The organism is Streptomyces sp. 184, from assembly GCF_045781775.1.
Taxonomy (GTDB): Bacteria; Actinomycetota; Actinomycetes; order Streptomycetales; family Streptomycetaceae; genus Streptomyces.
The window spans coordinates 5,492,889-5,516,407 of the sequence record NZ_CP123230.1; the positions used below are offsets into that span (position 1 = coordinate 5,492,889).

The following is a 23,519-nucleotide window of genomic DNA, read 5'->3' on the forward strand; positions in this document are numbered from 1 at the left end:
CGCATGTCCGCGGCCGTCGTGCGGCTTCGCTGGGCCCATCTGCTGGTCGGCGGGGCGCTGCTCATGCCGTACTTCCTCCTCGTCAGCGTGGCGCTCCAGGTCGTGGACCACGACGTCGACACGTTCCGCAGCCCGGCCTGGCAGGTGACCGCGTACCTGCTGGCCCTGCCGCTGGTGGCGGTGACGCCCCTGGTGTTCCCGATGGTGCGGACGCTGGAGACGTCGGCCGCGCAGGCGCTGTGCCGGGTGCCCGGCGGGCTGCCGCCCGCGGGGCGGGACCGGTCGTGGCCGGCGCGGCGGCGGACGGCCGGTTGGTTCACGCTGCACGTGGGGCTGGGGGCGCTGGTCAGCGGTGCGACGCTGGCGGTGCCGCCGATGGCGGTGGTGCTGCTCGCGACGCCGTTCTGGAGCGCGTTGCGCGAGCGGGACCGGGGGCTGCTCGCGGTGCCGGCGTGGATCGCGCCGCCGCTCGGCCTCGCGCTGCTGGCCGCGCTCACCGCCGCCGCGGCGGCGGCCGGCCTGCTGCTGGCCCGTGCCGCCCCCGCGCTCCTCGGCCCCACCCCGGCGGACCGGCTTGCCGCCGCGGAGGAGCGCGCCGCCGACCTGGCGCGCCGCAACCGGCTGGCGCGGGATTTGCACGACTCGGTCGGCCACGCGCTGAGCGCGGTCACGCTCCAGGCGGGCGCGGCCCGGCGGGTCTTCGACCGGGACCCGGAGTTCGTCCGGGAGGCGCTGGCGGCGATCGAGGGCACGACGCGCTCGGCGGTCGCGGAACTGGACACCGTGCTGGGGCTGCTGCGGCAGGAGGACGGCGACGCCCCCGGCCACGCGCCGGCGCCGGACCTGGCCCGCGATCTGGACGCGCTGCTGGCGCGTACCCGGGCGGCGGGGGCGGCGGTGCGGGCACGGGTGGAGGCGGACACGGCGGCGCTGCCGGGGCCGGTGTCGCGGGAGGCGTACCGGATCGTGCAGGAAGGGCTGGGGAACGTGCTGCGGCACGCGGGACCGGTGCCGGTGCGGCTGCGGATCACGGTGGCGGACGAGAGCGGGGAGTTGAGGATCGTGCTGGAGAACGACGTGGCGGAGACGGCGCGCGGAACGGACGGCGGTGCGGGCGGCGGCACGGACCGAGGTACGGACCGAGGTGCGGGCGGCGGCCGGGGGCTGCACGGGGTCGCGGAGCGGGCGCGGCTGCTCGGCGGTTCCGCGGCGGCGGGCCCGTACGAGCAGGGCTGGCGGCTGACGGCGAGGCTCCCGCTGTGAGCGGGCCGCACGACCCCGCCGGCCTGCCGCGGCCGGCGCAGCCGCTCCGCCTCGTCGTCGCCGACGACGAGCGCATGGTGCGTACCGCGCTGCGGGCCATCCTCGGCGCCGAGGACGACCTCGACGTCGTCGGCGAGGCCGCCGACGGCGCCGAGGCGGTGTCCGTCGTGCGCCGGCTGGAGCCGGACGTCGTGCTGATGGACGTACGGATGCCGGACATCGACGGCATCCGCGCCACCGAGCAACTGCTGCGCACCATGCCCGCGCCGCCCCGCATCCTGGTCGTCACGACCTTCGAGAACGACTCGTACGTCTACGACGCGCTCCGCGCCGGCGCCGCCGGCTTCCTGCTCAAGCGCTCGGCCGCCGCCGACCTGGTCCAGGCCGTACGCCTCGTGGCCCGCACCGACTCCCTCCTCTACCCCGCCGCGGTCCGCGCCCTGGCCGCCGAGCACGCCAGGTCCCACCGCACCACCGCGCTGCGCGCCCGGCTCACCGACCGCGAGGCGGACGTGCTGCGGCTGATGGCGGAGGGGCTGACGAACGCGGAGATCGCCGCCCGGCTGCACATCGGCGCGGCGACGGTGAAGTCGCACGTCGCCGCCCTGCTCGCCAAGCTGGGCGCCCGCGACCGCACCCAGGCGGTGATCGCCGCCTACGAGTCGGGCTTCGTCACCCCAGGTTGAGCACGAGCCCCAGGCCGCTGGGAGCGGGATGGGACCTGGGCGAGGCTGCTGGAGGACGTCCAGGTCCGCGATGACGCGGTGGGCGCGGTGGAGTGGACGGTGTCGGTCGACTCCACCGTCAACCGTGCCCACCAGCACGCCGCCGGTGCCCGTAAAAGGGGGCACCGACGGCGGACGAACTGGAAGATCCGCCACATCAGGCGCCCGGCCAGGCGCTCGGCCGGTCCCGCGGTGGGCTGACCACCAAGGTCCACCTCGCGGCGGACGGACGTGGCCTGCCTCTGGCCGTTGTCGTGACGCCGGGCAATGTCAACGACTCCACGGTGTTCGACACGGTGTGGCAAGCGGTACGGGTGCCCCGCCTGGCCGTGGGCCGGCCGCGACGCACTTCGCAGCGCCGTATCGCCGTGCGCTGTCAGTTCACCGACGCCGAGAACGAGTTCACGCCGAGTCCGGTGCCGCCTTCCCAGGGCTCAAAGCCGGCTTGGACGCTGGTGAGGTACCACTGGTCCGTGGCCAGCCCGGCGCCGATCGCCTGGTCGATGAAGGCCGTCAGGTCGAAGCTGAGGCTGTTCAGCGCGGAGGGAGCGACGAAGGAGATCACGTCGTTCGAACCGTTGCTGCCGGTCCACACCTCCCAGGTACGGCCCGCGACCTGGGCGGTGCCGGTCTGCGAGCCGATGGGCTGGATCGGTCCGACGCGGTTGAGCCAGATCATGATCTCGGTCTGACTCACCCCGTCCGTCTGCGGCTCCGGGTCCAGCCAGATATCGAACGAGGCGTTGTAGACGGCATTGTCGACGTAGGCGTACGAGATCTCGCTGGGTGCGCTGGAGATCGTCCCGATCTGCCGCGGCAGGTTGGTGCCCGGCGAGCAGTTGGTGTAGTGGCAGCCGAGGAAGACCGACGGATACGACTTCGGGGCGCCGTTGGTGGGGGCGCTGCCGTCCGCGCGCGTGATCCGGAAGCCGCTGTCAGTTGTGCTGATGCACTGAGTCTGATCCGTTCCCCAGGCGTTGTTCTGGACCACGTACTTGTCCTGGATCGTGGTGGTCCCGTACTTTTCGCAGATTTCCGCCTGGGGGGCCGAGGACACTGCGCCCGGGGACGCCTCGGCGGTCGTCAGAAAGGCGGCCATGGATCCCATCGCGACGAGCGCTGCCACGCCGAGGGTATGTATACGGGACTTCCGTGATCTCATCCTTGGTGCTCCTTCAGGTGGGGGGTGACTGGGAGCGCTCCCAGTCGTGGAGACGATAGAAGGCGTCACGACAGTTGACAAGACTCGAACGCAAGCTCCGTACGCCGCCAGAGGTGTCGAACATCGGCACGCTGTTTGCTGTAGGCCGGGAGGGCTGGTAGGACCGCTGGAGGAGGCGCGCATATCGTGAGGGAGGCACCCGTCACGACACATGGCCCGTGCTTCAGGCGGCGGGCCGGACGAATGCGGGGGCTGGGAATGACGACGACCGCGTCATCGGGCGGGACACCGGAGCCGGGCGCAGCGCACCTGCCCCCCGGTGATGCCCTCCCGGGGCAGCGCCAGGCCGAAGGCGCGTTCCAGTCCGGCGAAGAACAGCTCGAACCGGTTGGTCCAGAGGGTCACCTCTTCCGCGCGGCGGATGTGCGCGTTGAGGAAGCCGAGCGGCGCGTCGGGGACGAAGGGCATCTCACCCGGCGTGTACCAGTTGATCTCGTACGCGTCACGCGGCGGCACGATGCCGTCCTCGGTCGGGAAGGGGTTCTGGTGCTCCCCGTCCCTGACGTAGTCGAAGTGGTACATGGCCCTGCCCGCGCACGAGACCAGCTTGATCTGCTCCGCGGGCGTCGAGGAGAGCCGGTCGCGGTAGTCGTCGGACAGGTACCCCAGCCACGTCCACTCCCCCGCCTCCCCGAACGCGATCACACGCATGAACTCGTCGGTGCCGTCGCGCCGGTCCATCTCCCACACCTCGTGCAGCAGCAGCCCTTCGGCGATGTCCCGGGGGTCGGCCCCGTAGGCGAGGGCGACGTCCTCGGGCCTGCGGCCCTTGACGAAGTCGAGCACGGGGAAGGGCTCGTCCCCCAGCCAGGAGTCCGCGATCCACGCGATGCCGTCGCCGACCGGGGGCTGGCGGGCGAGGAACTCCTCGAACGCCGCCGCCTGCTCGGGCGGCATGTGGCTCTGGCGGCCGAATCTCGCGGTGCCCTCGATCCACTCCAGCTCCGCCACCGACTTCAGCTCCGCCACCACCGCGCGGTCCCGCAGGAACGTCATCCGCACGCCGTCGGCGTGCATGAACCGGGTGTACGGGCCCTGCTCCTCGGGGCCGAGCGTGCGCCACCGCTCGTCCGTGGGCCGGGGCCGTATGCCGTTGCTGCCGTGGGCCCGCTGCGCGAAGTGCTCCAGCTCGGCCAGCTCTCCCGCCGCCAGCAGCACGCGCGCCGGCTCGCCGCCGTCCGTGATCCGCACTCGCTCCCCGGTCTTTGCGACCCGGTCGACGACCGGCCCGAAGGCCGAGACGAAATCGCTGAGTCCGACGCTGTCCATGCCGCCGCACGCTAGCGGGCGCCACTGACAACGGCCCTCACACCCCGAGCAGGTCCTCGATCGGCTCGATCGCGAAGTAGATCACGAACAGCACCGACACCGCCCACATCAGCGGGTGCACCTTGCGGGCCCGGCCCATGACCGCCTGGAGGAGCACGTAGGCGATGAAGCCCGCGCCCAGGCCGTTGGTGATGGAGTACGTGAAGGGCATCACGGCGATCGTGAGGAAGGCCGGGACGGCGATCTCGTAGCTGGTCCAGTCGATGTGGCGGACCTGCGTCATCAGCAGGAAGCCGACCGCGATCAGCGCGGGTGCCGCCGCCTGGGAGGGGACGACCAGGGCGAGCGGGGTGAAGAGGAGGGCCAGGGCGAAGAGTCCGCCGGTGACGAGGTTGGCCAGGCCGGTGCGGGCGCCTTCGCCGACACCGGCGGCGGACTCGATGTAGCTGGTGTTGGAGGAGCCGGAAGCGGCGCCGCCGAAGACGGTGGCGAGGCCGTCGACGAACAGGAGGCGGCCCAGACGCGGGACGCGGCCGCGTTCGTCCAGGAGGCCGGCCTCGCTGGTGACGCCGACGGCGGTGCCCATGGTGTCGAAGAAGTCGGTGAGGAAGAGGGTGAAGACCAGCAGCACCACGGTCACCGCGCCGACCTCGTCGAACGCCCCGAAGAAGCTGAACTCCCCGAGCAGTCCGAAGTCCGGCGCCTCGACCACGTCGCCGGGCCAGTCCGGGACGGTCAGGCCCCACGCCTCGTCGGCGATGTCCGCGACCGAGTTGATGACGATGGCCAGCACGGTCATCGCCAGGATGCTGATGAGGATCGCGCCCTTCACGCCCCGCGCGAGCAGCGACACGGTGAGCAGCACGCCGGCGCAGAACACGACGACGGGCCAGCCGCTCAGCGTCCCGGTGCTGCCGAGCTGGAGCGGGACGGTGGTGTCGGCGATGTCCGGGATACGGGTGGCGAAGCCGGCGTCGATGAAGCCGATGAGCGCGATGAACATGCCGATGCCCACGCTGATCGCCACCTTCAGCGGCTGCGGGATGGCGTTCATGACGGCCTCGCGCACGCCGGTGGCGGCGAGCAGGCAGACGATGATGCCCTCCAGCACGATGAGCCCCATCGCGTCGGCCCAGGTCATCAGCGGGGCGATCTGGTACGCGACGACGGCGTTGATGCCGAGGCCGGCGGCGAGCGCGAGCGGCAGGTTGGCGGTGATGCCCATGAGCACGGTCATCACGGCGGCGACGAGCGCGGTGACGGTGACGAGCTGACCGAAGTCGAGCTGGTTGCCGTATTTGTCCTCGGCGCCGCTGAGGATGATGGGGTTGAGGACGAGGATGTACGCCATCGTGAAGAACGTGGCGAGTCCGCCGCGTATCTCCCGGCCGACGGTCGAGCCGCGTTCGCGGATCCGGAAGAAGCGTTCCAGGGGCGGCGCCGAACTCGGCGCGGGGGCAGGGGACTTGTCGGCAATCTGGTCGGACACGGGGGTGCTCCTGAGCGGCGACGGGGACGGTTGCCGTGGGCACGGCAGGTGGCATTGTGCCTGCTGAGGCGTCTGGTCAGGTTGAGCTTGTGTTACGCCTCGGCGGCGGAGCCGTACAGATGCGTGCCGTACCCACGGATCGTCAGCGCAGCCGGCCCGCGCCCGCGCGCGGGACCACGACGCCCGGTACCGCCCGCGGGTCGTCGACGCGGGTGCGCAGCGTCGGGGTCCAGCCGGCGTCGCGTTGCAGGGGGGTGTCGGGGTTCGCCGCGTTGTGGGCCGCGACGAGGTCGGTCACGGTGCCGTTGACGGTGTTGTGGTCCGCCGTCAGCGGGGCCTCGCTCCACTTCTTCAGGATCCGGTCCGGGCCGGTCCCGGGCGGCAGCCGGAAGGAGTTCTTCTCCGCCACGAGCCTCGACTCGAAGCCGATGCCGAAGGAGTACGAATAGGACCCTTCGGTGATCACGTAGTGGTTGTTGTACGTGTCGACCTGGCCGAAGCGCACCCGCGGGGCCCGTTCGCCCACGTCGCGGAAGAGGTTGTGGTGCAGCGTCACCCGCAGCCGGCCGCGGTCGGTGCCGCCCGCCGCGTCGCTGTTGCCGATCATCAGCGTCTTGGCGTGTTCCTCGAAGACGTTCCAGGAGACCGTGACGAGGTCCGCGCCGCGGACGACGTCCAGTTCGCCGTCGTGCTGCTGGTACAGCTCGCCGTAGTGGCGCGGCAGGGAGCTGTCGGGGTGGCGGCCGTCGGTGAAGGTGTTGTGGTCCAGCCAGACGTGGGTGGAGTTGTGGACGACGGCCGCGTCGTACTCGGAGTTCCAGGCGCCCCGTTCACCGTCCGTGGGGTCCCACTGCGGGAAGCAGTCGAGCGGGCTCTCCAGCGTGAGGTTGCGGACGATGACGTTGTCGGCGTCCCTGATCTGGAGGCCGGCGCCGGTGATGCCGGCGTTCCTGCCGACGCCGACGACGGTGGTGTCGGAGGGCACGTACGCCTGGACGGCCGCGGCCTGGCGGGCGGCGGAGGCGGCGCGGGCGTCCTCCTGGGGGCCGCTGACGGGGGTGTCGTAGCCCCAGACGGCGGGGTCGTAGTCGGCGAGGTAGGTGTCGAAGTCGTAGCCGGGGGCCTCGTACGCCGCGCAGCCGGCGGCCTGTGCGTCGATCGTGCCGACGACGCGGATGATCTGCGGCTCGCCGCCGCCCGCGGCGAGCGCGGCGCGGAACTGGTCCCAGGTGCGGACGGTGCGGACGTTCTCCCGGCCGGCCGCGGCGCCGCCGGTGGTGCCGCCGGCCGCCGAGGCCCAGCCGTCGCCGGCGGGGAGGGTGCCGCGGGCGGGGTCGTGCCCGTGCGCGGGGGCGGCGGGAACGGCGGCGGTGGGGGCGGTCGTGGCCGCCGACGTGCCCAGCAGCGCGGCGCAGCAGGCGAGCGATGCCGCCGCGCGACGTGTCCGTTGACGCATGGTGCGGCTCCTTCACAGAGCTGGTACGGGCAGGGGGGAGGACCGGCGGCGGTGCGCGACGCGACGTACGCGGCCGCCGCCGGCCCGGCCTTCGGGGATCCGGCGGTGCGCTACTGCTGCTCCTGCCACTCCGCCCGGGCCTCGTTCAACTGCTCCGCCATCCGGTCCAGGAACTCCTGCGCGCTCGTCTCGCCGAGGAGCACCTTCTGGAACGCGGGCTCGTTGTCGGTCTTGCTGATGTTGTTCCAGTCCGGCAGGTAGTACGGCAGTTGCACGATCTCGGTGCTGCCGTCGGTCAGCGACGCGAAGGCGCCGTTGTCCTGCGCCGACTCCTTGACCCAGGCGTCCTGGGCCGCCTCGGTGTTGGCGGGGATCTGCGCGGCCGACTCGTTCCACGTGCTGTTGGCCTCGTGCGCGGCGGCGAACTCGATGAACTTCCAGGCCGCGCCCTTGTTGTCGCTGGACTTGAAGAGCCCGAGGCCGTCGACCGGGTTGGAGACCTGCACCCGCTTCCCGCCGGGGCCGGTCGGCTGCGGCAGCCCCGCGAAGTCGCCCTCGCCCAGCGCCTTCAGATGGTCCTGGTACGAGCCGAGGTTGTGACTCAGCATCCCGATGTCGCCGTTGTCGAACTGCGCGACCATCTTCACGAAGTCGTTGTTCACGTCCGCCTCGGGCGTGACGTTCTTGTACAGCCCGACGTACTTCTCCAGCGCCGCGACGTTCTCCGGCGCGTTGACCGTCGTCTCCTCGCCCTCCCAGAACTCGGTGATGCCGGACTGGCCGTACATCACGTCCAGCGCCTGGGCGATGGCGCCCTCGCCGCCGCGGATGGTGTAGCCGAAGGCGTTGTTCTCCTTGTCGGTCAGCTTCTCCGCGGCGTCGTAGAAGGCGTCCCAGGTGGTCGGGGCGTCGAGCCCGGCGGCCTCGAAGAGGTCCGTGCGGTACCACAGCGTGCCGTTGTTGGCGGAGGTCGGCACGGAGTACATCTCCTCGCCGCGCCCGCCCGCGGCCCGGACGCTCTCGGTCATGCTCTCGGCGAGCACGCCGCCCAGCGGGCCGTCCTCGATCCGGCCGCCGACGGGCTCCAGCGCGTCCTGCGCGACCATGTTGGCGAGGTACGCGGTGGTGACGCCGCCGACGTCCGGCAGGCCGCCGCCGGCGATCGCGGTGTCGTACTTGGACTGCACGTCGTTGATCGGGATCGGCACGTATTCGACGTCGATGTCCGGGTGCGCCTTCTCGAAGTCCGCGATGATCTCCTTCCACACCGGCGTGCGCACCCCGCCGTTGTTGTCCCAGAAGGTGATCGAGCCGGCGCCCTCCCCCTCGCTGCCGCCGCCGGTGCTGCCGTCGTCGCCGCACGCGGACGCGGTGAGGGTGAGCGCGGTCGCCAGGCAGACGGCGGCGGCTGCTCTCAGTGGTGTCGTCATGGTCATGTGTCGGCTCTTTCCGGTTGGAGGGAGGATCAGCAGGTGGGGTGGTACGGGTCGCTGCGGGCCGCGGGGACGGCGGCGTACGGGCTGCGCGGGGCGGGCGGCGCTCCCCTCGGGATGCTCAGGCCACCGCCCTGCGCGCCAGGGCCGCCGCGGCGGCGCGGTCCAGCCGGCCGTCGGCCACCGCCGTGACCACCCGCCGCGTCAGGCTCGCGCCCGGCGCCAGCGGCACCCGCTCGGACCAGGCCAGGGCCGAGCCGATGCCGGGGTAGTCCCGGGTGCGTACGAACCAGGGGTCGCGGCGCGTGACCTCGGTGGCGCCGGCGAAGACCAGCGTCCAGTCGTCCGACGCCAGCGCCAGCCAGCGCGCGGGCCGCCCGTGCACCGCCTCCTCGCCCTCGTCCTCGGCGGTGAACACGCGCGGCGGGTGCTCGGTGCGCGGCGCCCGCCAGAAGTAGCCGCCGTAGCCCGCGCCGGGGCGGCCGTTGGTGGCGGGGCTGCCGAACGAGACCGGCGCGCCGGAGACGTTGGTCAGCGCGAACGACACGCCCAGCGCCCACGCCGCGTCGCCCGCCGGGGCGACCGCGACGGCCCGGCGCTCGCGCAGCACCTCGGCGCCGTCCGCGTACCAGCTCAGCTCCTCGACGAAGCCGTCCGGGTCGCGCAGCAGCCAGCCGGCGTGCCGCTGCTCGCCGTGGTTGTCCAGCTCGACCGGGCCCCGGCCGCGGACGAAGGTGCGCCCGCCCCAGAAGTTGCCGCCGCCCACGTCCGGGACGGCGATGCTGACGCCGAGGTGGTGCGGGTGGTCCCCGGGCATCAGCTCGGTGACCGGCACCCCGGCCAGCGTGGTGAGCGGGTGGAGGTACGGGCGCGGGGACAGCCGGCGGTCCAGGCGGGGGCGGTGGACGTAGCGGCCGACGCGACGCCCTGCGCAGCACAGCAGGGTGGCGGCGTCGGTGCCGGTGCGGTTGCGGGAGGGGATCGTCATGCGCGGCTCACCTCGCAGCGGGCGGCCCAGGGGGCGCCGAGTTCGGAGTAGAGGGCCAGCCGCTCGGCGCCTTCGGCGACGAGCGCGTCCACGCCGGGCACCACGCGCCGCACGGGCGGCGGGGCGGAGCCGGCCGGAGGGGTGCCGGCCGGTGCGGAGCCGGCCGGGGCGGCAGCGTCCGCCGGGGCGGTGCGCCAGGCGGCGGCGGGCAGCGGCACGGGGTCGGGGGCGGTGCGTACGGCCTCGACGACCCGCATGAACGCGCCGCCGTCCGCGACGGGCGCGAGCAGCGGCGTGCCGTCGCGGAGGTGATCGAGGAGGTTGCCGAGGAGGTCGGTCCTGCGGTACGTGATCTCCTCCGGCCCGTGCCCGGCGCGCTGGAGCAGGACGCGGTCCTCCTTGTACCAGAACGTGATCCGGCCGCTGGCGCCGTGCACCATCACGTACGGCTCGGCCGCGCGCTCGGCGCACAGCGTGACGGCGGCGACGATCTCGGTGCCGCGGGCGGTGGTCAGCCGGAGACCGGAGGTGTCGTCGGCCTCGATGTCGTGGGCGCGGTACAACTCCAGCTCGATGCCCGTGACATCGCCCGCGCGCACCGTGCCGTCCACGGCGAGCGCGGTGGCGACGGCGTGCGCGAGCGGGTTGGTGAGCACGCCGTCGACCACGTCGACGCCGTCGAGCCGGCGGCGTCCGGTCCAGGGCGCGCGGCGGAAGTACGCCTCGTCGCGCACCCACGCGCCGGCGGCGCCGATGCCCCGTAACGCGCCGACGGCACCCTCGGCGACGAGCGCGCGGATGGCGGGCAGGGCAAGCGAGCCGAGGGACTGGAAGCCGATCTGGCAGGCGACGCCGGCGGAGCGGCAGGCGGCCTCGATGCGCTCGTACAGCGCGAACGACGGCGCGGGCGGCTTCTCCAGCAGCAGGTGCACCCCGTGCCCGGCGGCGACCACGGCGAAGTCGGTGTGGGTGGGGATCGGCGTGGAGACGACGGCCAGCCGGGCGCCCGTACGCTCCAGCAGCGCGGCGAAGTCGGCGCCCTGCGCGACGGGTTCGCCGGCGAACTCCTCCGCGGTCAGCGGGTGCGTCTCGCAGACGCCGACCAGCTCGGCCCGGCCCGCCCGCTGGAGCCTGCGGATGTTCTCCAGGTGCCGGCGCCCGTGCCCGCGGGCCCCGGCCAGTACGACGGGCACGGGACCGGGCACGGGGCCGGGCGCGCCGTGGCGGGTCGCGGCGGTCATCCCTTCACCGCCCCGGCGCTGAAGCCGGTGATCAGCCACCGCTGGATGAACGCGAAGACGATCACCACCGGCACCGCCGCGATCACCCCGCCCGCCGCCAGCGCGCCCAGGTCGACGCTGTCGGCGCCGATGAGCGTGTTGAGGCCGACGGGGATCGTCTGCTTGTCCTGTTCGCTCAGGAACATCAGCGCGAAGAGGAAGTGGTTCCAACTGTGGACGAACGCGAAGGAGCCGACGGCGATGAGACCGGGCCGCAGCAGCGGCAGCACCACGGCGCAGAAGGCCCGGAAGCGCCCGCAGCCGTCGACCCAGGCGGCCTCCTCCAGCGCGTACGGCACGTTCTTGATGAAGGTGCTGATGAGGATGAGCGACAGCGGGAGCTGGAAGACCGTCTCGGCGATGACGACGCTGCCCAGCGAGTTGATCATCTGGAGGCTGCGGAAGATCTCGAAGAGCGGGACGAGCATCAGCGCGCCCGGGATGAACTGCGAGCACAGCAGCCCGAGCAGGAAGACCTTCTTGATCCGGAAGTCGAAGCGGGCCAGCGCGTAGCCGCCGGCGAGCGCGACGCCGGTGGTCATCACCAGGGTGGCGGCGCCGACGAGCATGCTGTTCTGGAAGAAGGTCGCGAAGCTGCGCTCGGTCCACACCTTGTCGAAGTGCTCGAACGTCATCGGCCACGGCACCAGCGAGGTGGAGCCGGCGGGGCGCACCGCGAAGAGCAGCATCCAGTAGAAGGGGATCAGCGTGAAGAGCAGGTAGAGGCCGAGCGGGAGCCAGATCTGCCAGCGCGGCACCTCGTCGTACGCCCGCTGCCGGCGGCGCCGCCCGCGGCGGGCGGGCGGGGCGGGCGCGGCGTCCCGGGCGGGCGGGGGCGCGGCGAGCGCGGTCGGAGCGGTGCTCATCGGTTGTCGCCTCCGAACTTGCTCAGGCGCAGGTAGAGGATCGAGAAGAAGAGGAGGATCGCGAACGCGACGGTGGTCAGGGCCGAGGCGTAGCCGAAGTCGTGGCCGTGGATGCCGGTGTTGGCGACGTACAGCGGGAGGGTGGTCGTCTGGCCCGCGGGGCCGCCGCCGGTGAGGGTGTAGAGCAGGTCGACGTTGTTGAACTCCCAGACCGCGCGCAGCAGCGTCGACAGGATGATCGCGTCCCGCAGGTGCGGCAGCGTGATGTGCACGAACTGCCGCAGCCGCCCGGCGCCGTCGACCGCCGCGGCCTCGTACAGGTCCTTCGGTACGGACTGGAGGTCGGCGAGGATGAGGATGGCGAAGAAGGGCACCCCGCGCCAGAGTTCGGCCAGCACGGCGGCCCAGAAGACGGTGCCGGTGTCGGAGAGGACCGAGGTGCCGTACTCGCCGATGCCGGCGTCGGCGAGGTAGCGGCTGACGCCGGTGGAGGGGTTGTAGAGCAGCATCCAGATCGTCGTGGTGAGGACGCCGGAGACGGCCCAGGGCGAGAAGACCAGCGCCCGGGCGAACGCGCGGCCCAGGAACGTCTGGTTGACGATCAGCGCGAGGGCGAGGCCGAACGCGAGCTGGAGCCCGACCTCGACGACGACCCATTTGGCGCTGAAGGCCAGGGAGTCCCAGAACAGCGGGTCGTCGGTGAGCAGCGTGGTGAAGTTCTCCAGGCCCGCGAAGCCGTTCCGCCAGGGCTTGGTCACGTTGTAGTGCCGCAGGCTGTAGTAGAAGACGCTGAGCATCGGGTACGCGATGAAGCCCAGCATCAGCAGCCCGGCGGGGGCGATCAGCAGATACGGAAGGCGCCGGGGCCCGCCGCGGCGGCTTCCCCCGCGGCGGCTCTCCGCGCGCCGCCGGGCCGTTCCGGGCGGCCGCGCCACGGCTTGGGCCATGTCTGCTCCTATCGGTGCCGTCGAAGCGCTTCGCGAACGTCGTTCGGTGGATCGGACAGGGGGTGGTGCAGGGAGTGGGGCGGGGGTGCGGGCCCGGGCGGTCAGCCCGCGTAGGGCTCGGGCACCCGGCCCGTACGGGCCAGGAAGGCGAAGTCGCAGCCGGTGTCGGCCTGCGTGATCTGGTCGGCGTACAGGGCGCCGTAGCCGCGCTCGTAGCGCGGGGGCGGCGGCGTCCAGGCGGCGCGGCGGCGGGCCAGCTCGGCGTCGCCGACCTCCAGCCGCAGGGTGCGCGCGGCGACGTCGAGGGTGACGAGGTCGCCGTTCTCGACCAGCGCCAGCGGCCCGCCGACGTACGACTCGGGGGCGACGTGCAGCACGCAGGCGCCGTAACTCGTGCCGCTCATCCGGGCGTCGGAGATCCGCACCATGTCGCGTACGCCCTGCTTGAGGAGGTACTCGGGGATGGGCAGCATCCCGTACTCCGGCATGCCGGGGCCGCCCAGCGGGCCCGCGTTGCGCAGCACCAGCACGTGGTCGGCGGTCAGCGCGAGCGCGGGGTCGTCGATGGTGCGCTGGAGTTCGCGGTAGTCGTCGAAGACGGCGGCGGGGCCGGTGTGCGCGAGCAGCCGGGGCTCGGCGGTGAGGTGCTTGATGACGGCGCCGTCCGGGCAGAGGTTGCCGCGCAGGACGGCCACGCCGCCCTCGGCGGCGACGGGGTTGTCGCGGGGGCGGATCACCTCCGAGTCGTGCACCCGGGCGCCGGCGAGCCGGTCGCGCAGCGTGCCGGTGGCGGTGGGGCGGTCCAGGTGCAGCACGTCGGTGAGGCGGGAGAGCAGCGCGGGCAGCCCGCCGGCGAAGTGGAAGTCCTCCATCAGGAACCGGCCGCCGGGGCGCACGTCGGCGAGCACCGGCACGGTGCGCGCGATCCGGTCGAAGTCGGCTGGGGTCAGGGCGACGCGGGAGCGGCCGGCCATGGCGATGAGGTGGATGACGGCGTTGGTGGAGCCGCCGAGGGCGAGGACGGTGGCGGCGGCGTCCTCGTACGCCTCGCGCGTGAGGATCCGCGCGGGGGTCAGGTCCTCCCGGACCATGTCGACGATCCGCGCGCCCGCCGCCGCGGCCATCCGCTCGTGCCCGGAGTCGACGGCGGGGATCGAGGAGGCGCCGGGCAGGGTCATGCCGAGCGCTTCGGCGGCGGCGGTCATGGTGGAGGCGGTGCCCATGGTCATGCAGTGGCCGGGCGAGCGGGCGAGCCCGCACTCCAGCTCGGCCAGCTCGCAGTCGCCGATGAGCCCGGCCCGGTGCTCGTCCCAGTACTTCCACATGTCCGTGCCGGAACCGAGGACCTCGCGGCGCCAGCGGCCGGGCAGCATCGGCCCGGAGGGGACGAAGAGGGCGGGCAGGCCGGCGCTGGCGGCGCCCATGAGCAGCGCGGGGGTGGTCTTGTCGCAGCCGCCCATGAGCACCGCCCCGTCGACGGGGTACGAGCGCAGCAGCTCCTCGGTCTCCATGGCCAGGAGGTTGCGGTAGAGCATGGGCGTCGGCTTCTGGAAGGTCTCCGACAGCGTGGCGACGGGGAACTCCAGCGGGAAGCCGCCGGCCTGCCACACGCCGCGCTTGACGGCCTGGGCGCGCTCGCGCAGGTGGGAGTGGCAGGGGTTGATGTCGGACCAGGTGTTCAGGACGGCGACGACGGGCTTGCCGAGGTGCTCCTCGGGCAGGTAGCCGAGCTGCCGGGTGCGGGCGCGGTGGCTGAAGGAGCGCAGTCCGGCGGCGACCCCGTCCCCGTACCAGCGGTGGCTGCGCAACTCTCGCGCCTCCTTGCGCGGTTCACGGCCGGCGGCGCCGCTCATATCCCCCACCCCCGGACGAGCGCCGCGACCCGCTCCCGCACCGGCCCGGGCAGCAGCCGGCCCGGCGGGCGCACGTCGCGGCGGGCCAGGCCGAGGGCGGCCAGGGCCTCCTTGACGACGGAGACGTTGTCGGCGGAGGCGTCGGCGGCGCGCAGCTCCTCGAAGGGGCGGATCTGCTCCCAGACCCGCATCGCCGCGGGGTAGTCGGCGGCGCGCAGCGCCTCCAGCATCGCGAGCGAGACCTTGGGCGCGACGTTGACCAGGCCCGAGGTGAAGCCGGTGGCGCCGCAGGCCCAGTAGGCGGGCGCGTACAGCTCGGCGAGCCCGGCGACCCAGCAGAACCGCTCCCGGCCCGCGTCGCGCGCGAACGCGGCGAAGCGGGCGGCGTCGGGGACGGAGTACTTGACGCCGACGACGTTGGGGCACAGCTCGCCGAGCCGGGCCAGCCGGGCGCCGTCGAGCCGGTCGCTGCGGATGTACGGCACGACGCCGAGCGCGGGCACGGCCTCGGCGATGGCGCGGTGGTAGTCGACCCAGCCGCTCTGCGAGACGTACGGGTGCACGGGCTGGTGCACCATCACCATCTCGGCGCCCGCCTCCCCGGCGTGCCGGGCGGCGTCGACGGCGGTGGGCAGGTCGTGGCCGACGCCGACGACGACGGTGGCCTCGCCGCGGACCTCGGCGACGGTCAGCTCGGTCACGCGGCGGCGCTCGGCGGGGCCGAGGGAGTAGAACTCGCCGGTGTTGCCGTTGGGGGTGACGGTCCGTACGCCGCCGTCGAGGAGGCGGCGCAGCAGCGCGCGGTACGTGTCCTCGTCGATGCCGCCGGCCGCGTCGAAGGGCGTGACGGGGATGGCGACGGCCTCGGCGAGTGCGGGCCTGAGGTGGTCCATGGGGCCGGCCTTCCTGTCGGGGGCGGCGGGGGTGCCGCCGCGGGGGCCGACGGCACGGTGGTCGGCGGCACGGTGGTCGGCGGCACGGTGGTCGGCGGCAGAGCGGCCGTCGGCGCGGCCGGCGGCGGCGGTCATGCGGGGAACGCCCGGGCGAGGAACGAGGCGATGTGGTCGTGCAACGCGGCGCCCGCCGCCTCCGCGTCGCCGGCGGCGGCGAGCCGGAGGATCTCCCGGTGCTCGCCGGCCTCGCGCTCCCAGGAGGGGTTGGCGGACCAGGCGACGGTGGAGACCAGCGCGGCCTGGTCGCGCAGGTCGTCGAGCATGCGGCTGAGCAGCGGGTTGCCGCAGGGCAGGTACAGGGCGCGGTGGAAGTCGCGGTTGGCGAGGCTGCGGTCGGCGGCGTCGGGCGCGGACTCGGCGCGTTCCAGGGCCTCCTCCGCCCGCTGGAGTGACGCGTCGAGCGCGACGGTGCGGCGCAGCGCCTCGGGTTCGAGCAGCAGCCGTACGTCGTAGACCTCGCGGGCCATGGTGGCGTCCACGGTGCGCACGGTGACGCCCTTGTACTGGCTCATCACCACCAGTCCGGAGCCGGCCAGCGTCTTGAGCGCCTCGCGCACCGGCGTCTTGGAGACCCCGAACTGCGCGGCGAGGTCGGCCTCGACGAGCGGCTGCCCTGGGGTGAGCTTGCCGGTGAGGATGGCGTGTTTGATCGCTTCCTGCACGTACTGCGTGCGGGAGGGGATCGGGCCGGGAGCGAAGGTCATGGCCGCCCTTAGATATCTCAGGTATCGCGTCTCATATATGACGTACGAAGTACGACGCGCTGAAAGTAGGGCGGCGCTGAGGGTTCGTCAATGGGTGCGGCAGCACGACTTCCGTGCCGCCGCGGGGCGTTGGGCGGCGCGCACGGGAAAGCGCTTGCTCCGTAGGGGTGTTGACCTCGGAGGACTCAGGCGGCGCAGCCGGCGCGCAGCAGCGCGGCCTCGGCGAGCCGCCGGGAGACGGTGACGGGTTCGGGCACGGCGGACAGCCCGTAGAGCACGGTCGCGCCCTCGTGGATCAGCAGCAGCTCGTCGGCGAGCAGCCCGGGGTCCCCGGCCCCGGCGCGCTCGCACAGCTCGCGCAGGTAGCCGCGCAGCCAGTGCTTCTGGTCGGCGATGACCCGGCGCCCGGCGTGCCCCGGGTCGGGCAGCTCGGCGGCGGCGTTGACGAAGCTGCACCCGCGCGGGGACTGCCCGTCCATCCAGGTGCCGAGCGCGTCGAAGGTGGCCAGGATCCGGTCGCAGGCGGTGCCGCCTGCGGCGGTGCGCTCGACCTCGGCGGGCAGCCAGGTGCGCCAGCGCTCGTCGCGCCGGCGCAGGTAGGCGGCGACGAGCGCCTCCTTGGAGCCGTAGCGGTCGTAGATCGTCTTCTTCGTCACGCCCGCCCGGCGGGCGATCAGGTCCACGCCCACGGCGGTGATGCCGCGGCTGTAGAACAGCGCCTCCGCGGCGTCCAGGACCTTCCGCGCCGCGGGCGTGAGCCGCGGCTGCACCGGCGTCTGCGTCGCCATCTGCGACCACCTCCACCGCGAGTATACCGACCTGTTTAGTACACTGGCCAGATCGAGTAGACCGATCGGTTTAACCAAGGAGGTCAGGATGGGTGCCACGGCCGTCTCAGCCGGGCTCGTCGCGTTCTGGAGCTCCGGCTTCATCGGCGCCGAGCTGGGCACCCGCGAGGCCGCCGCCGACACCCTGCTGATGTGGCGCTTCCTCGCCGCGGCGGCGCTCTTCGGCGGCGGCTGGCTGCTGCTGCGCCGCCGCCGGATCCCGCGCCGGGCGCTGGGCGAGCAGGCCGCGATCGGCGCCCTGTCGCAGGGCGGCTATCTGGGCGCCGTCGTCTGGGCCGTTGGCCTCGGCGTCCCCGCCGGCAGCGCGGCGCTGATCGCCGCGCTCCAGCCGCTCGCCGCCGGGGCCCTCGCCGGGCCGCTGCTCGGCGAGACGGTGACCCGGCGGCAGTGGGCGGGGCTGGGCGTCGGGCTCGCGGGGGTGGCCCTCGTCGTACGGGACGACCTCGGCGGCGCCGGCGCGGCCCCGCCGTGGGCGTACGCGCTGCCCTTCGCCGGCATGGCCGCCCTGCTCGGCGCCAGCTTCCTGGAGCGCCGGGCCCGCTCGCCGCTGCCGCCGGCCGACGCGGTGCCGGTGCACGTGCTGGTGAGCGCCGTGCTCTTCGGCGCCGTCGCGCTGGCCGGCGGCCGGGGCACGCCGCCCGCGGGCGCCGGGTTCTGGCTGGCGGTGGCGTGGGTGGTGGTGCTGTCCACGGCCGGCGGGTACGGGTTCTACTGGCTGAGCCTGCGCCGCAGCGGGGTCACGGTGACCAGCGCGCTGATGTACCTGACGCCGCCGGTCACGGCACTGTGGGCGTACGCGATGTTCGGCGAGGCGCCCGGCCCGGTGGCGGTGGCCGGAATGGCCGTCGCGGCGGCCGGGGTGGCGGCGGCGACCCTGGGCACGGGGGCCGCGGCGCGGCCGGCCGGGGACCGGGGCCGTACCAGCTCACGGACAATCCTCTTCCGGCGGACACGGGAGGAACCGCGGACCGGGGCCGTTCGTTAGCCGGTGCATGACTGCGATGACCCCTGGCTCGAACCTACCGCTCAGCGCCGCCCGGGTGGCCGTGGACGTCACCGCGCCGGTGCGGCTCGACGTCTCGGGCCTCCTGCTCACCGCCGCCGGCAAGGTGCGCTCCGACGACGACTTCGTCTTCTACAACCAGCCCGCGGGCCCCGGGGTGACGCACCAGTCCGGTGCCGCCGACTCCATCACCGTGGACACCGCGGGCGTGCCCGCGGACATCGACAAGGTCGTCGTCACGGCCAGCCTGGACAGCGGGACGTTCTCGGGCACCGAGCCGACCGCGACGGTACGGGACGCGGCCAGCGGCGCGGTCATCGCCACGTTCACGCCGCCGCAGTTGTCGAGCGAGACGGCGCTGGTCGTCGTGGAGGTCTACCGCCGCGGCGGCGCGTGGAAGGTGCGCGCCGTGGGCCAGGGGTACGCGAACGGGCTCGCCGGCATCGCCACCGACTTCGGCGTCAGCGTCGACGAGCCGGCGCCGGCCCAGGCCGCGCCCGCCGCCGCGGCGCCGCCGCCGGCCGCCCCGGCCCCGCCGCAGGCACCGGCGGCCCCGCAGGCCCCGGCCGCGCCCCAGGCACCGCAGGCGCCCGCCGCGCCCGTGCCGCCCGCCGCGCCGATGCCGCCGGCCGCGCCGGTGCCGGGCTCCATGCCCCCGCCGCCCCCGGGCCAGTGGGGGGGCGCCCCCGGCACCCCGCCCCCCGCTCCCCCGGCGCCCGCCGCGCCCGCGCCCGGCGGCTTCGGCCCGCCGCCGCCCGCCGCCCCGCAGCAGCCGGGACAGCCGCCGGCCGCCGCCGCGCAGCCCGGGAAGATCAACCTCGACAAGGGCCGCGTCAGCCTCCAGAAGAACCAGACGGTCTCCCTGGTCAAGGGCGGTCAGCCGCTGCTCACCACGGTGCGGATGGGCCTGGGCTGGGAGCCCGCCTTCGGCGGTGGCCGCCGCCGCGCCAAGTCCATCGACCTGGACGCCTCCGTCATCGCGTACGGCCCCCAGCGCAACAAGATCGACAACTGCTTCTTCGGCAAGCTTCAGATCCTCAACGGCGCCATCCAGCACTCCGGCGACAACCTGACCGGCGAGGGCGCAGGCGACGACGAGGTCATCACCGTCCACCTCGGCGGCCTGCCGCCGGAGGTCACCGGCCTGGTCTTCACGGTCAACTCCTTCTCCGGCCAGAAGTTCACCGACGTCGCCAAGGCGTACTGCCGCCTCCTCGACGGCCAGACCGGCGAGGAGATGGTCCGCTTCGACCTCACCGGCTCCGAGCCCCGCACGGGCGTGCTGATGGCGAAGTTCGTCAAGCAGTTCAGCGGCGAGTGGGAGATGACCGCCCTCGGCGAGTACGTCGACTCGCGCACCGTGAAGGGCATGGTCAAGCCCGCCGCGGCGGCCCTCTAGCCCGTACGGCACGCAGGCGGCGGGGCCCGGTAGGTGACCGGGCCCCGCCGTTTCGTGTGCGGCCCCGGCTACGACAGGTCGCGTACCCGGATGTTGCGGAACTCCACGATCGACTGCGCGTCGTGGTTCTGGAGGCCGACGTAGCCCTCGGCGAACTGCCGGCCGCTGGTGCCCGGGTCGTCCGGGCGGCCCGGGAAGGGCAGGCCCGGCTTGTTCTCGAACTCGTTGATGACCTCGCCGTTGCGGATCACCGTGTACTGCTGCCCGACCACCCGGATCTCCAGGTCGTTCCAGACACCCTTGTCGGCCGGCTGCGCCGCGGCCAGGTCGAGGTCGGCGAAGCCGTAGACCGAGCCGGTCTTGCGCGGGTCGTTGCCGGAGGTCTCCGGCGAGTCGTTGATCTGGATCTCGTGCCCGCAGTTGACCGCCACCCACGACGGATCGTCGGTCCGGCACTCGGGGTTGGCCGCCGGGTCCACGCCCGGGAACCGGACCAGGACGCCGCTGTTGGAGCGGCCGGTGTCCGCCCGCTCGTCGCGGAACTGGAGCCGCAGCGAGAAGTCGGCGAACTGCTCCTTCTCGTACCAGAGCATGCCGAGCCCGCCGGTGGCCGGCTCGGGGCCGGTGGCCATCGAGCCGTCGTCGTTCAGCTCGAAGCCGCGCCCGCCGACGTAGCCCCAGTCGTCGAACGACCCCCGGCTGCCGTCGAAGATCACGTCGTACGGCGCGGGCCCGTGCTTCCCGCCGATGCCGGACTTCGCCGCGGTCACGATCAGCCGCGCGTACTCCACGGGGCCGATCACGTCGGCGCGCAGCAGGGAGCGCGACACCTTCTCGGTGTGCGCCACGAACGCGCCCCGGCTCTTCCAGGCGCGCTCGTCGTCGATGAGGTCGTTGACGGTACAGCCGCCCGGGGCGGCGCGGTTGGGCACGCGGCTGTCGTCGTCCAGGAAGCGGACCGTCGGGCGGGCGTCGGGGGCCGCGCAGGTGGTGTCGCCGGCCGCGCCGGTCACGGGCTGCCCGGCCGCGGTCGCGGTCGGGGCGAGCAGTCCGCCGGCGAGGGTGGCGGCGGCCAGGGCGGTGCCGGCGAGCGGAAGGCTCGTACGACGCATGGTGTGGCTCCTCGGGTGGTGTCGTCGGGCATGCGGGTCAAGGGGCCGTGGGGGGATGCGGTGCTACGGCACGGAAGGTGCCCGGAGCCGACCGGTGCGGACCCGGCTCCGGGCGCCCCGCGCGCTGTCTGCGCCCGCGCGGGACCGCCGGTCGCCGCCTGCCGGCGCGCGGGGTGACCCGCGCGCCGCCGGGCGCGTGCGTGCGGCCTTCTGCGCCGCGTCCCGCCGGCGCTCCCCTCGGGGCGCCGGCGGCGGTGCGGTGTCGCGGGGCGGGGTCAGCCGCCGCCGAGGTGGAAGCTGTCCAGCGTGAACTCCCCTCCGGTGAGGACGAGATACAGCGACGTCGTCCCGGCGGGCGCGTCCGTGACGTGGGCGCTCACCTCGGTCCAGCCGGCCGCGCCCGTCACGGGGGCGGTGGCGAGCAGCGGGCCGTCGGGCGCGCCCGCGCGCAGTTCCAGGGCGCCGTCGGCGCTGCCGGCGGCGTCGACCCGGGCGGACAGGTGCGTGCGGTCGCCCAGCGCGTACGGCTCGAAGGCGATCCAGTCGCCGCCTCCGCCGGTGACGGCCCGGCCGCCCTCGGCTCCGTCGGCGGCGCCGGCCGTGGCGCCCTCGGCGGTGTCGAAGTGCTCGGCCTGGCGGTGCGCGGGCTGGAGCTTGTGCTCGGCGCTGCCGTTCAGCGCGGGCACGCCGGCCGTGGCGCCGCCGCCGTCGGTGTACCGGGCGCGGATGAGGCCGAAGAGGTTGGCGTGGTCGTCGTGCCGGTCCTCCTCGAAGGTCTCGATGGTGCCGGTGCAGCCCTCCTCGAAGGTCATCGGGTGGCCGTGGGTGTCGTGGCCGAGCGCGTAGTCGACGCGCACCCGGGAGCAGTCGATCTCGCCGTCCTCGGCGTCGGTGACCGCCACCTCGAAGGGGATGGCGTCGCCGTACTCGAAGACCGTGCCGTCCGCCGGCAGCTTCAGCTCCACCTCCGGCGGGGTGTTGCCGACGACGACGCGGACGGCGGAGGTGCCGGTGTTGCCGTCCGGGTCGGTGACGGTGAGCACGGCGGAGTACTGGCCGTCCTCGGGGTACCTGTGCTTCGGGTTCGGCTTCTTGGAGGTCTTGCCGTCGCCGAAGTCCCAGCGGTACCTCAGCCGTTCGCTGTCCTGGTCGGCGGTGCCCCCGGAGGAGAACGCGACCTTCAGCGGGGCGTGCCCGGTGGTCGCGTCGGAGGACGCGACGGGCTCGGGCGCGAAGCCCTGTCCGGCGTTCTGGATGCGGTACAGGGCGGAGTTCTGGTCGCCGTTGAAGAAGCCGGTGCCGTAGTCGAGGAAGTACAGCGCCCCGTCGGGCCCGAACTCCATGTCCATGATCTTGCTGCCGGACGAGAAGTCCTCGATGCCCGCGACGCCGCCGTCCTCGCCCACGGCGATGGTCTTGATCCACTCGCGGCCGTGCTCGCCGGCGAAGAACAGTCCGTCGTAGCGCTCGGGGAGCTGGAGCCGGGAGTCGAGGCCGGGGTCGTGGCGGAAGACCGGGCCGGCCATCGGGGACTCCGAGCCGCTGCCGAACTCGGGCAGGGAGTCGCCGTCGTAGGCGATCCAGGCGGACTGGGCCGGGGGCAGTTCCGTCAGGCCCGTGTTGCGGGGCGACTCGTTGCGGGGCGCGGCGCAGTCGAACGCCTCGCCGGAGGCGCCGGTGGCGAAGTCGTAGTCGATGTAGGCGTCGTTGGCGCCGTGGCAGTAGGGCCAGCCGAAGTTGCCGGCCTCGGTGATCCGGTTGAACTCGACCTGGCCGCCGGGCCCGCGCGCCGGGTCGGCCGCGCCGGAGTCGGGGCCGTAGTCGCCGACGTAGACGGTGTCGGTCGCTTTGTCGACGCTCATCCGGAACGGGTTGCGGAAGCCCATGGCGTAGATCTCGGGCCTGGTCTTCTCGGTGCCGGGCGCGAAGAGGTTGCCGTCGGGGACGGTGTACGAGCCGTCGGCGGGGTCGACCTTGATACGCAGGATCTTGCCGCGCAGGTCGTCGGTGTTGCCCGCGGAGCGCTGCCCGTCGAAGGACGGGTTGCGGGTCTCGCGCTCGTCGATGGGCGTGTAGCCGTCGGAGGAGAAGGGGTCGGTGTCGTCGCCGGTGGACAGCAGCAGGTTGCCCTCGCTGTCGAAGGCGATGTCGCCGCCGTTGTGGCAGCACCGGCCGCGGTCGGTGCCGACTTCGAGCACGGTCTGCTCGCTGCCGGTGTCGAGGGTGCCGTCCTCGTTCAGGGTGAAGCGCGAGAGGCGGTTGACGCCCTCGTACGCCTCGAAGTCGGCGGGCTCGCCGTCGCTGGGTGCGATGCCGTGGGGGGTGTCCGTGACGGGTGCGTAGTAGAGGTAGACGGCGCGGTTGGTCTCGAAGTCCGGGTCCACGCCGACGCCCTGGAGGCCGTCCTCGTCGTGCGGGTAGACGGGCAGTTGGGCCGCGACGCGGGTGCCGCCCGCGGCGCCGGTGTGCCAGAGGGTGCCGTCGCGCGAGGTGTGCAGCACGGCGCCGTCGGGCAGTACGGCGAGCGCCATCGGCTCACCGACCTGGTCGACGCCCTTGGCGAGGGCGACCTGCTGGAGGTCGGGGGCGACGGGGCCGTCCTGGGCCGCCGGCGGCGGCTCGTGCGCGGCGCCGGTGGCGGCCATGCCGGGGGCGAGGCCGCTGCCGAGGAGCAGGGCTCCCGCGAAAGCCGCCAGCGCGGTACGGAGT

Annotated in this window: 18 protein-coding genes and 2 pseudogenes; 5 read left to right on the plus strand and 15 right to left on the minus strand. The window is 73.6% G+C overall.

From position 1 onward, the window contains the following. Positions 1 to 3 precede the first annotated feature (3 nt). From QBL21_RS23275 to QBL21_RS23285, 3 genes and pseudogenes are all read left to right on the plus strand, one after another. Positions 4 to 1,263, plus strand: coding sequence for a sensor histidine kinase (locus tag QBL21_RS23275; protein WP_407564159.1), 1,260 nt, complete (start codon positions 4 to 6; stop codon positions 1,261 to 1,263). After that, positions 1,260 to 1,949, plus strand: a complete 690-nt coding sequence (locus QBL21_RS23280; protein ID WP_407564160.1) for a response regulator — start codon at positions 1,260 to 1,262, stop codon at positions 1,947 to 1,949. The genes QBL21_RS23275 and QBL21_RS23280 overlap by 4 nt, the downstream gene beginning before the upstream one ends. 15 nt (positions 1,950 to 1,964) lie before the next feature. Continuing rightward, positions 1,965 to 2,356, plus strand: a pseudogene (locus QBL21_RS23285) (transposase); the annotation flags it as partial. An 11-nt stretch (positions 2,357 to 2,367) separates the two neighbouring features. On the opposite strand, the pseudogene QBL21_RS23290 reads toward QBL21_RS23285, so the two are convergent. From QBL21_RS23290 to QBL21_RS23350, 13 genes and pseudogenes are all read right to left on the minus strand, one after another. After that, positions 2,368 to 3,150, minus strand: a pseudogene (locus tag QBL21_RS23290) (GH12 family glycosyl hydrolase domain-containing protein); the annotation flags it as partial. A 273-nt stretch (positions 3,151 to 3,423) separates the two neighbouring features. Then, positions 3,424 to 4,479, minus strand: a complete 1,056-nt coding sequence (locus QBL21_RS23295) for a type II toxin-antitoxin system Phd/YefM family antitoxin (RefSeq protein WP_407564161.1) — start codon at positions 4,477 to 4,479, stop codon at positions 3,424 to 3,426. A 37-nt stretch (positions 4,480 to 4,516) separates the two neighbouring features. Further along, complete coding sequence (locus QBL21_RS23300; protein WP_407564162.1) at positions 4,517 to 5,968, minus strand: NCS2 family permease; 1,452 nt, start codon at positions 5,966 to 5,968, stop codon at positions 4,517 to 4,519. 142 nt (positions 5,969 to 6,110) lie between these two features. Next, positions 6,111 to 7,424: a polysaccharide lyase family 1 protein gene (locus QBL21_RS23305; protein WP_407564163.1), complete on the minus strand. Its 1,314-nt coding sequence runs from the start codon at positions 7,422 to 7,424 to the stop codon at positions 6,111 to 6,113. A gap of 110 nt (positions 7,425 to 7,534) precedes the next feature. Then, entirely contained in the window at positions 7,535 to 8,860 is a 1,326-nt protein-coding gene (locus QBL21_RS23310) for an ABC transporter substrate-binding protein (protein WP_407564164.1), read from the minus strand. 118 nt (positions 8,861 to 8,978) lie between these two features. Then, positions 8,979 to 9,845, minus strand: coding sequence for a PmoA family protein (locus QBL21_RS23315; RefSeq protein ID WP_407564165.1), 867 nt, complete (start codon positions 9,843 to 9,845; stop codon positions 8,979 to 8,981). Then, positions 9,842 to 11,086, minus strand: coding sequence for a Gfo/Idh/MocA family protein (locus tag QBL21_RS23320; protein ID WP_407564166.1), 1,245 nt, complete (start codon positions 11,084 to 11,086; stop codon positions 9,842 to 9,844). The genes QBL21_RS23315 and QBL21_RS23320 overlap by 4 nt, the downstream gene beginning before the upstream one ends. Further along, complete coding sequence (locus QBL21_RS23325; RefSeq protein WP_407564167.1) at positions 11,083 to 11,991, minus strand: carbohydrate ABC transporter permease; 909 nt, start codon at positions 11,989 to 11,991, stop codon at positions 11,083 to 11,085. Before QBL21_RS23325 ends, QBL21_RS23320 begins: the two co-directional genes overlap by 4 nt. After that, positions 11,988 to 12,938, minus strand: a complete 951-nt coding sequence (locus QBL21_RS23330) for a carbohydrate ABC transporter permease (protein WP_407564168.1) — start codon at positions 12,936 to 12,938, stop codon at positions 11,988 to 11,990. Before QBL21_RS23330 ends, QBL21_RS23325 begins: the two co-directional genes overlap by 4 nt. Positions 12,939 to 13,039: 101 nt before the next feature. Beyond that, on the minus strand, positions 13,040 to 14,791 hold the full coding sequence (araD, locus tag QBL21_RS23335; RefSeq protein WP_407564169.1) for an L-arabinonate dehydratase: 1,752 nt from the start codon (positions 14,789 to 14,791) through the stop codon (positions 13,040 to 13,042). Next, positions 14,788 to 15,684, minus strand: coding sequence for a dihydrodipicolinate synthase family protein (locus tag QBL21_RS23340; RefSeq protein WP_407566527.1), 897 nt, complete (start codon positions 15,682 to 15,684; stop codon positions 14,788 to 14,790). The genes araD and QBL21_RS23340 overlap by 4 nt, the downstream gene beginning before the upstream one ends. 131 nt (positions 15,685 to 15,815) lie before the next feature. After that, positions 15,816 to 16,448 (minus strand): GntR family transcriptional regulator, encoded by a 633-nt coding sequence (locus tag QBL21_RS23345; RefSeq protein ID WP_407564170.1) that lies wholly within the window; start codon positions 16,446 to 16,448, stop codon positions 15,816 to 15,818. A 185-nt stretch (positions 16,449 to 16,633) separates the two neighbouring features. Beyond that, entirely contained in the window at positions 16,634 to 17,236 is a 603-nt protein-coding gene (locus tag QBL21_RS23350; RefSeq protein ID WP_407564171.1) for a TetR/AcrR family transcriptional regulator, read from the minus strand. Between the two features lie 88 nt (positions 17,237 to 17,324). Here QBL21_RS23350 and QBL21_RS23355 point away from each other — a divergent pair, with 88 nt between their 5' ends. Then, on the plus strand, positions 17,325 to 18,281 hold the full coding sequence (locus tag QBL21_RS23355; protein WP_407564172.1) for a DMT family transporter: 957 nt from the start codon (positions 17,325 to 17,327) through the stop codon (positions 18,279 to 18,281). 16 nt (positions 18,282 to 18,297) lie between these two features. Then, positions 18,298 to 19,698 (plus strand): TerD family protein, encoded by a 1,401-nt coding sequence (locus tag QBL21_RS23360; RefSeq protein WP_407564173.1) that lies wholly within the window; start codon positions 18,298 to 18,300, stop codon positions 19,696 to 19,698. 68 nt (positions 19,699 to 19,766) lie between these two features. Here QBL21_RS23360 and QBL21_RS23365 read toward each other — a convergent pair whose 3' ends face one another. Together QBL21_RS23365 and QBL21_RS23370 are read right to left on the minus strand one after the other, a co-directional pair. Further along, positions 19,767 to 20,810 (minus strand): DUF1080 domain-containing protein, encoded by a 1,044-nt coding sequence (locus QBL21_RS23365; protein WP_407564174.1) that lies wholly within the window; start codon positions 20,808 to 20,810, stop codon positions 19,767 to 19,769. Positions 20,811 to 21,085: 275 nt separating this feature from the next. Then, positions 21,086 to 23,455: a PQQ-dependent sugar dehydrogenase gene (locus QBL21_RS23370; RefSeq protein ID WP_407566528.1), complete on the minus strand. Its 2,370-nt coding sequence runs from the start codon at positions 23,453 to 23,455 to the stop codon at positions 21,086 to 21,088. Between the last annotated feature and the right edge of the window lie 64 nt (positions 23,456 to 23,519).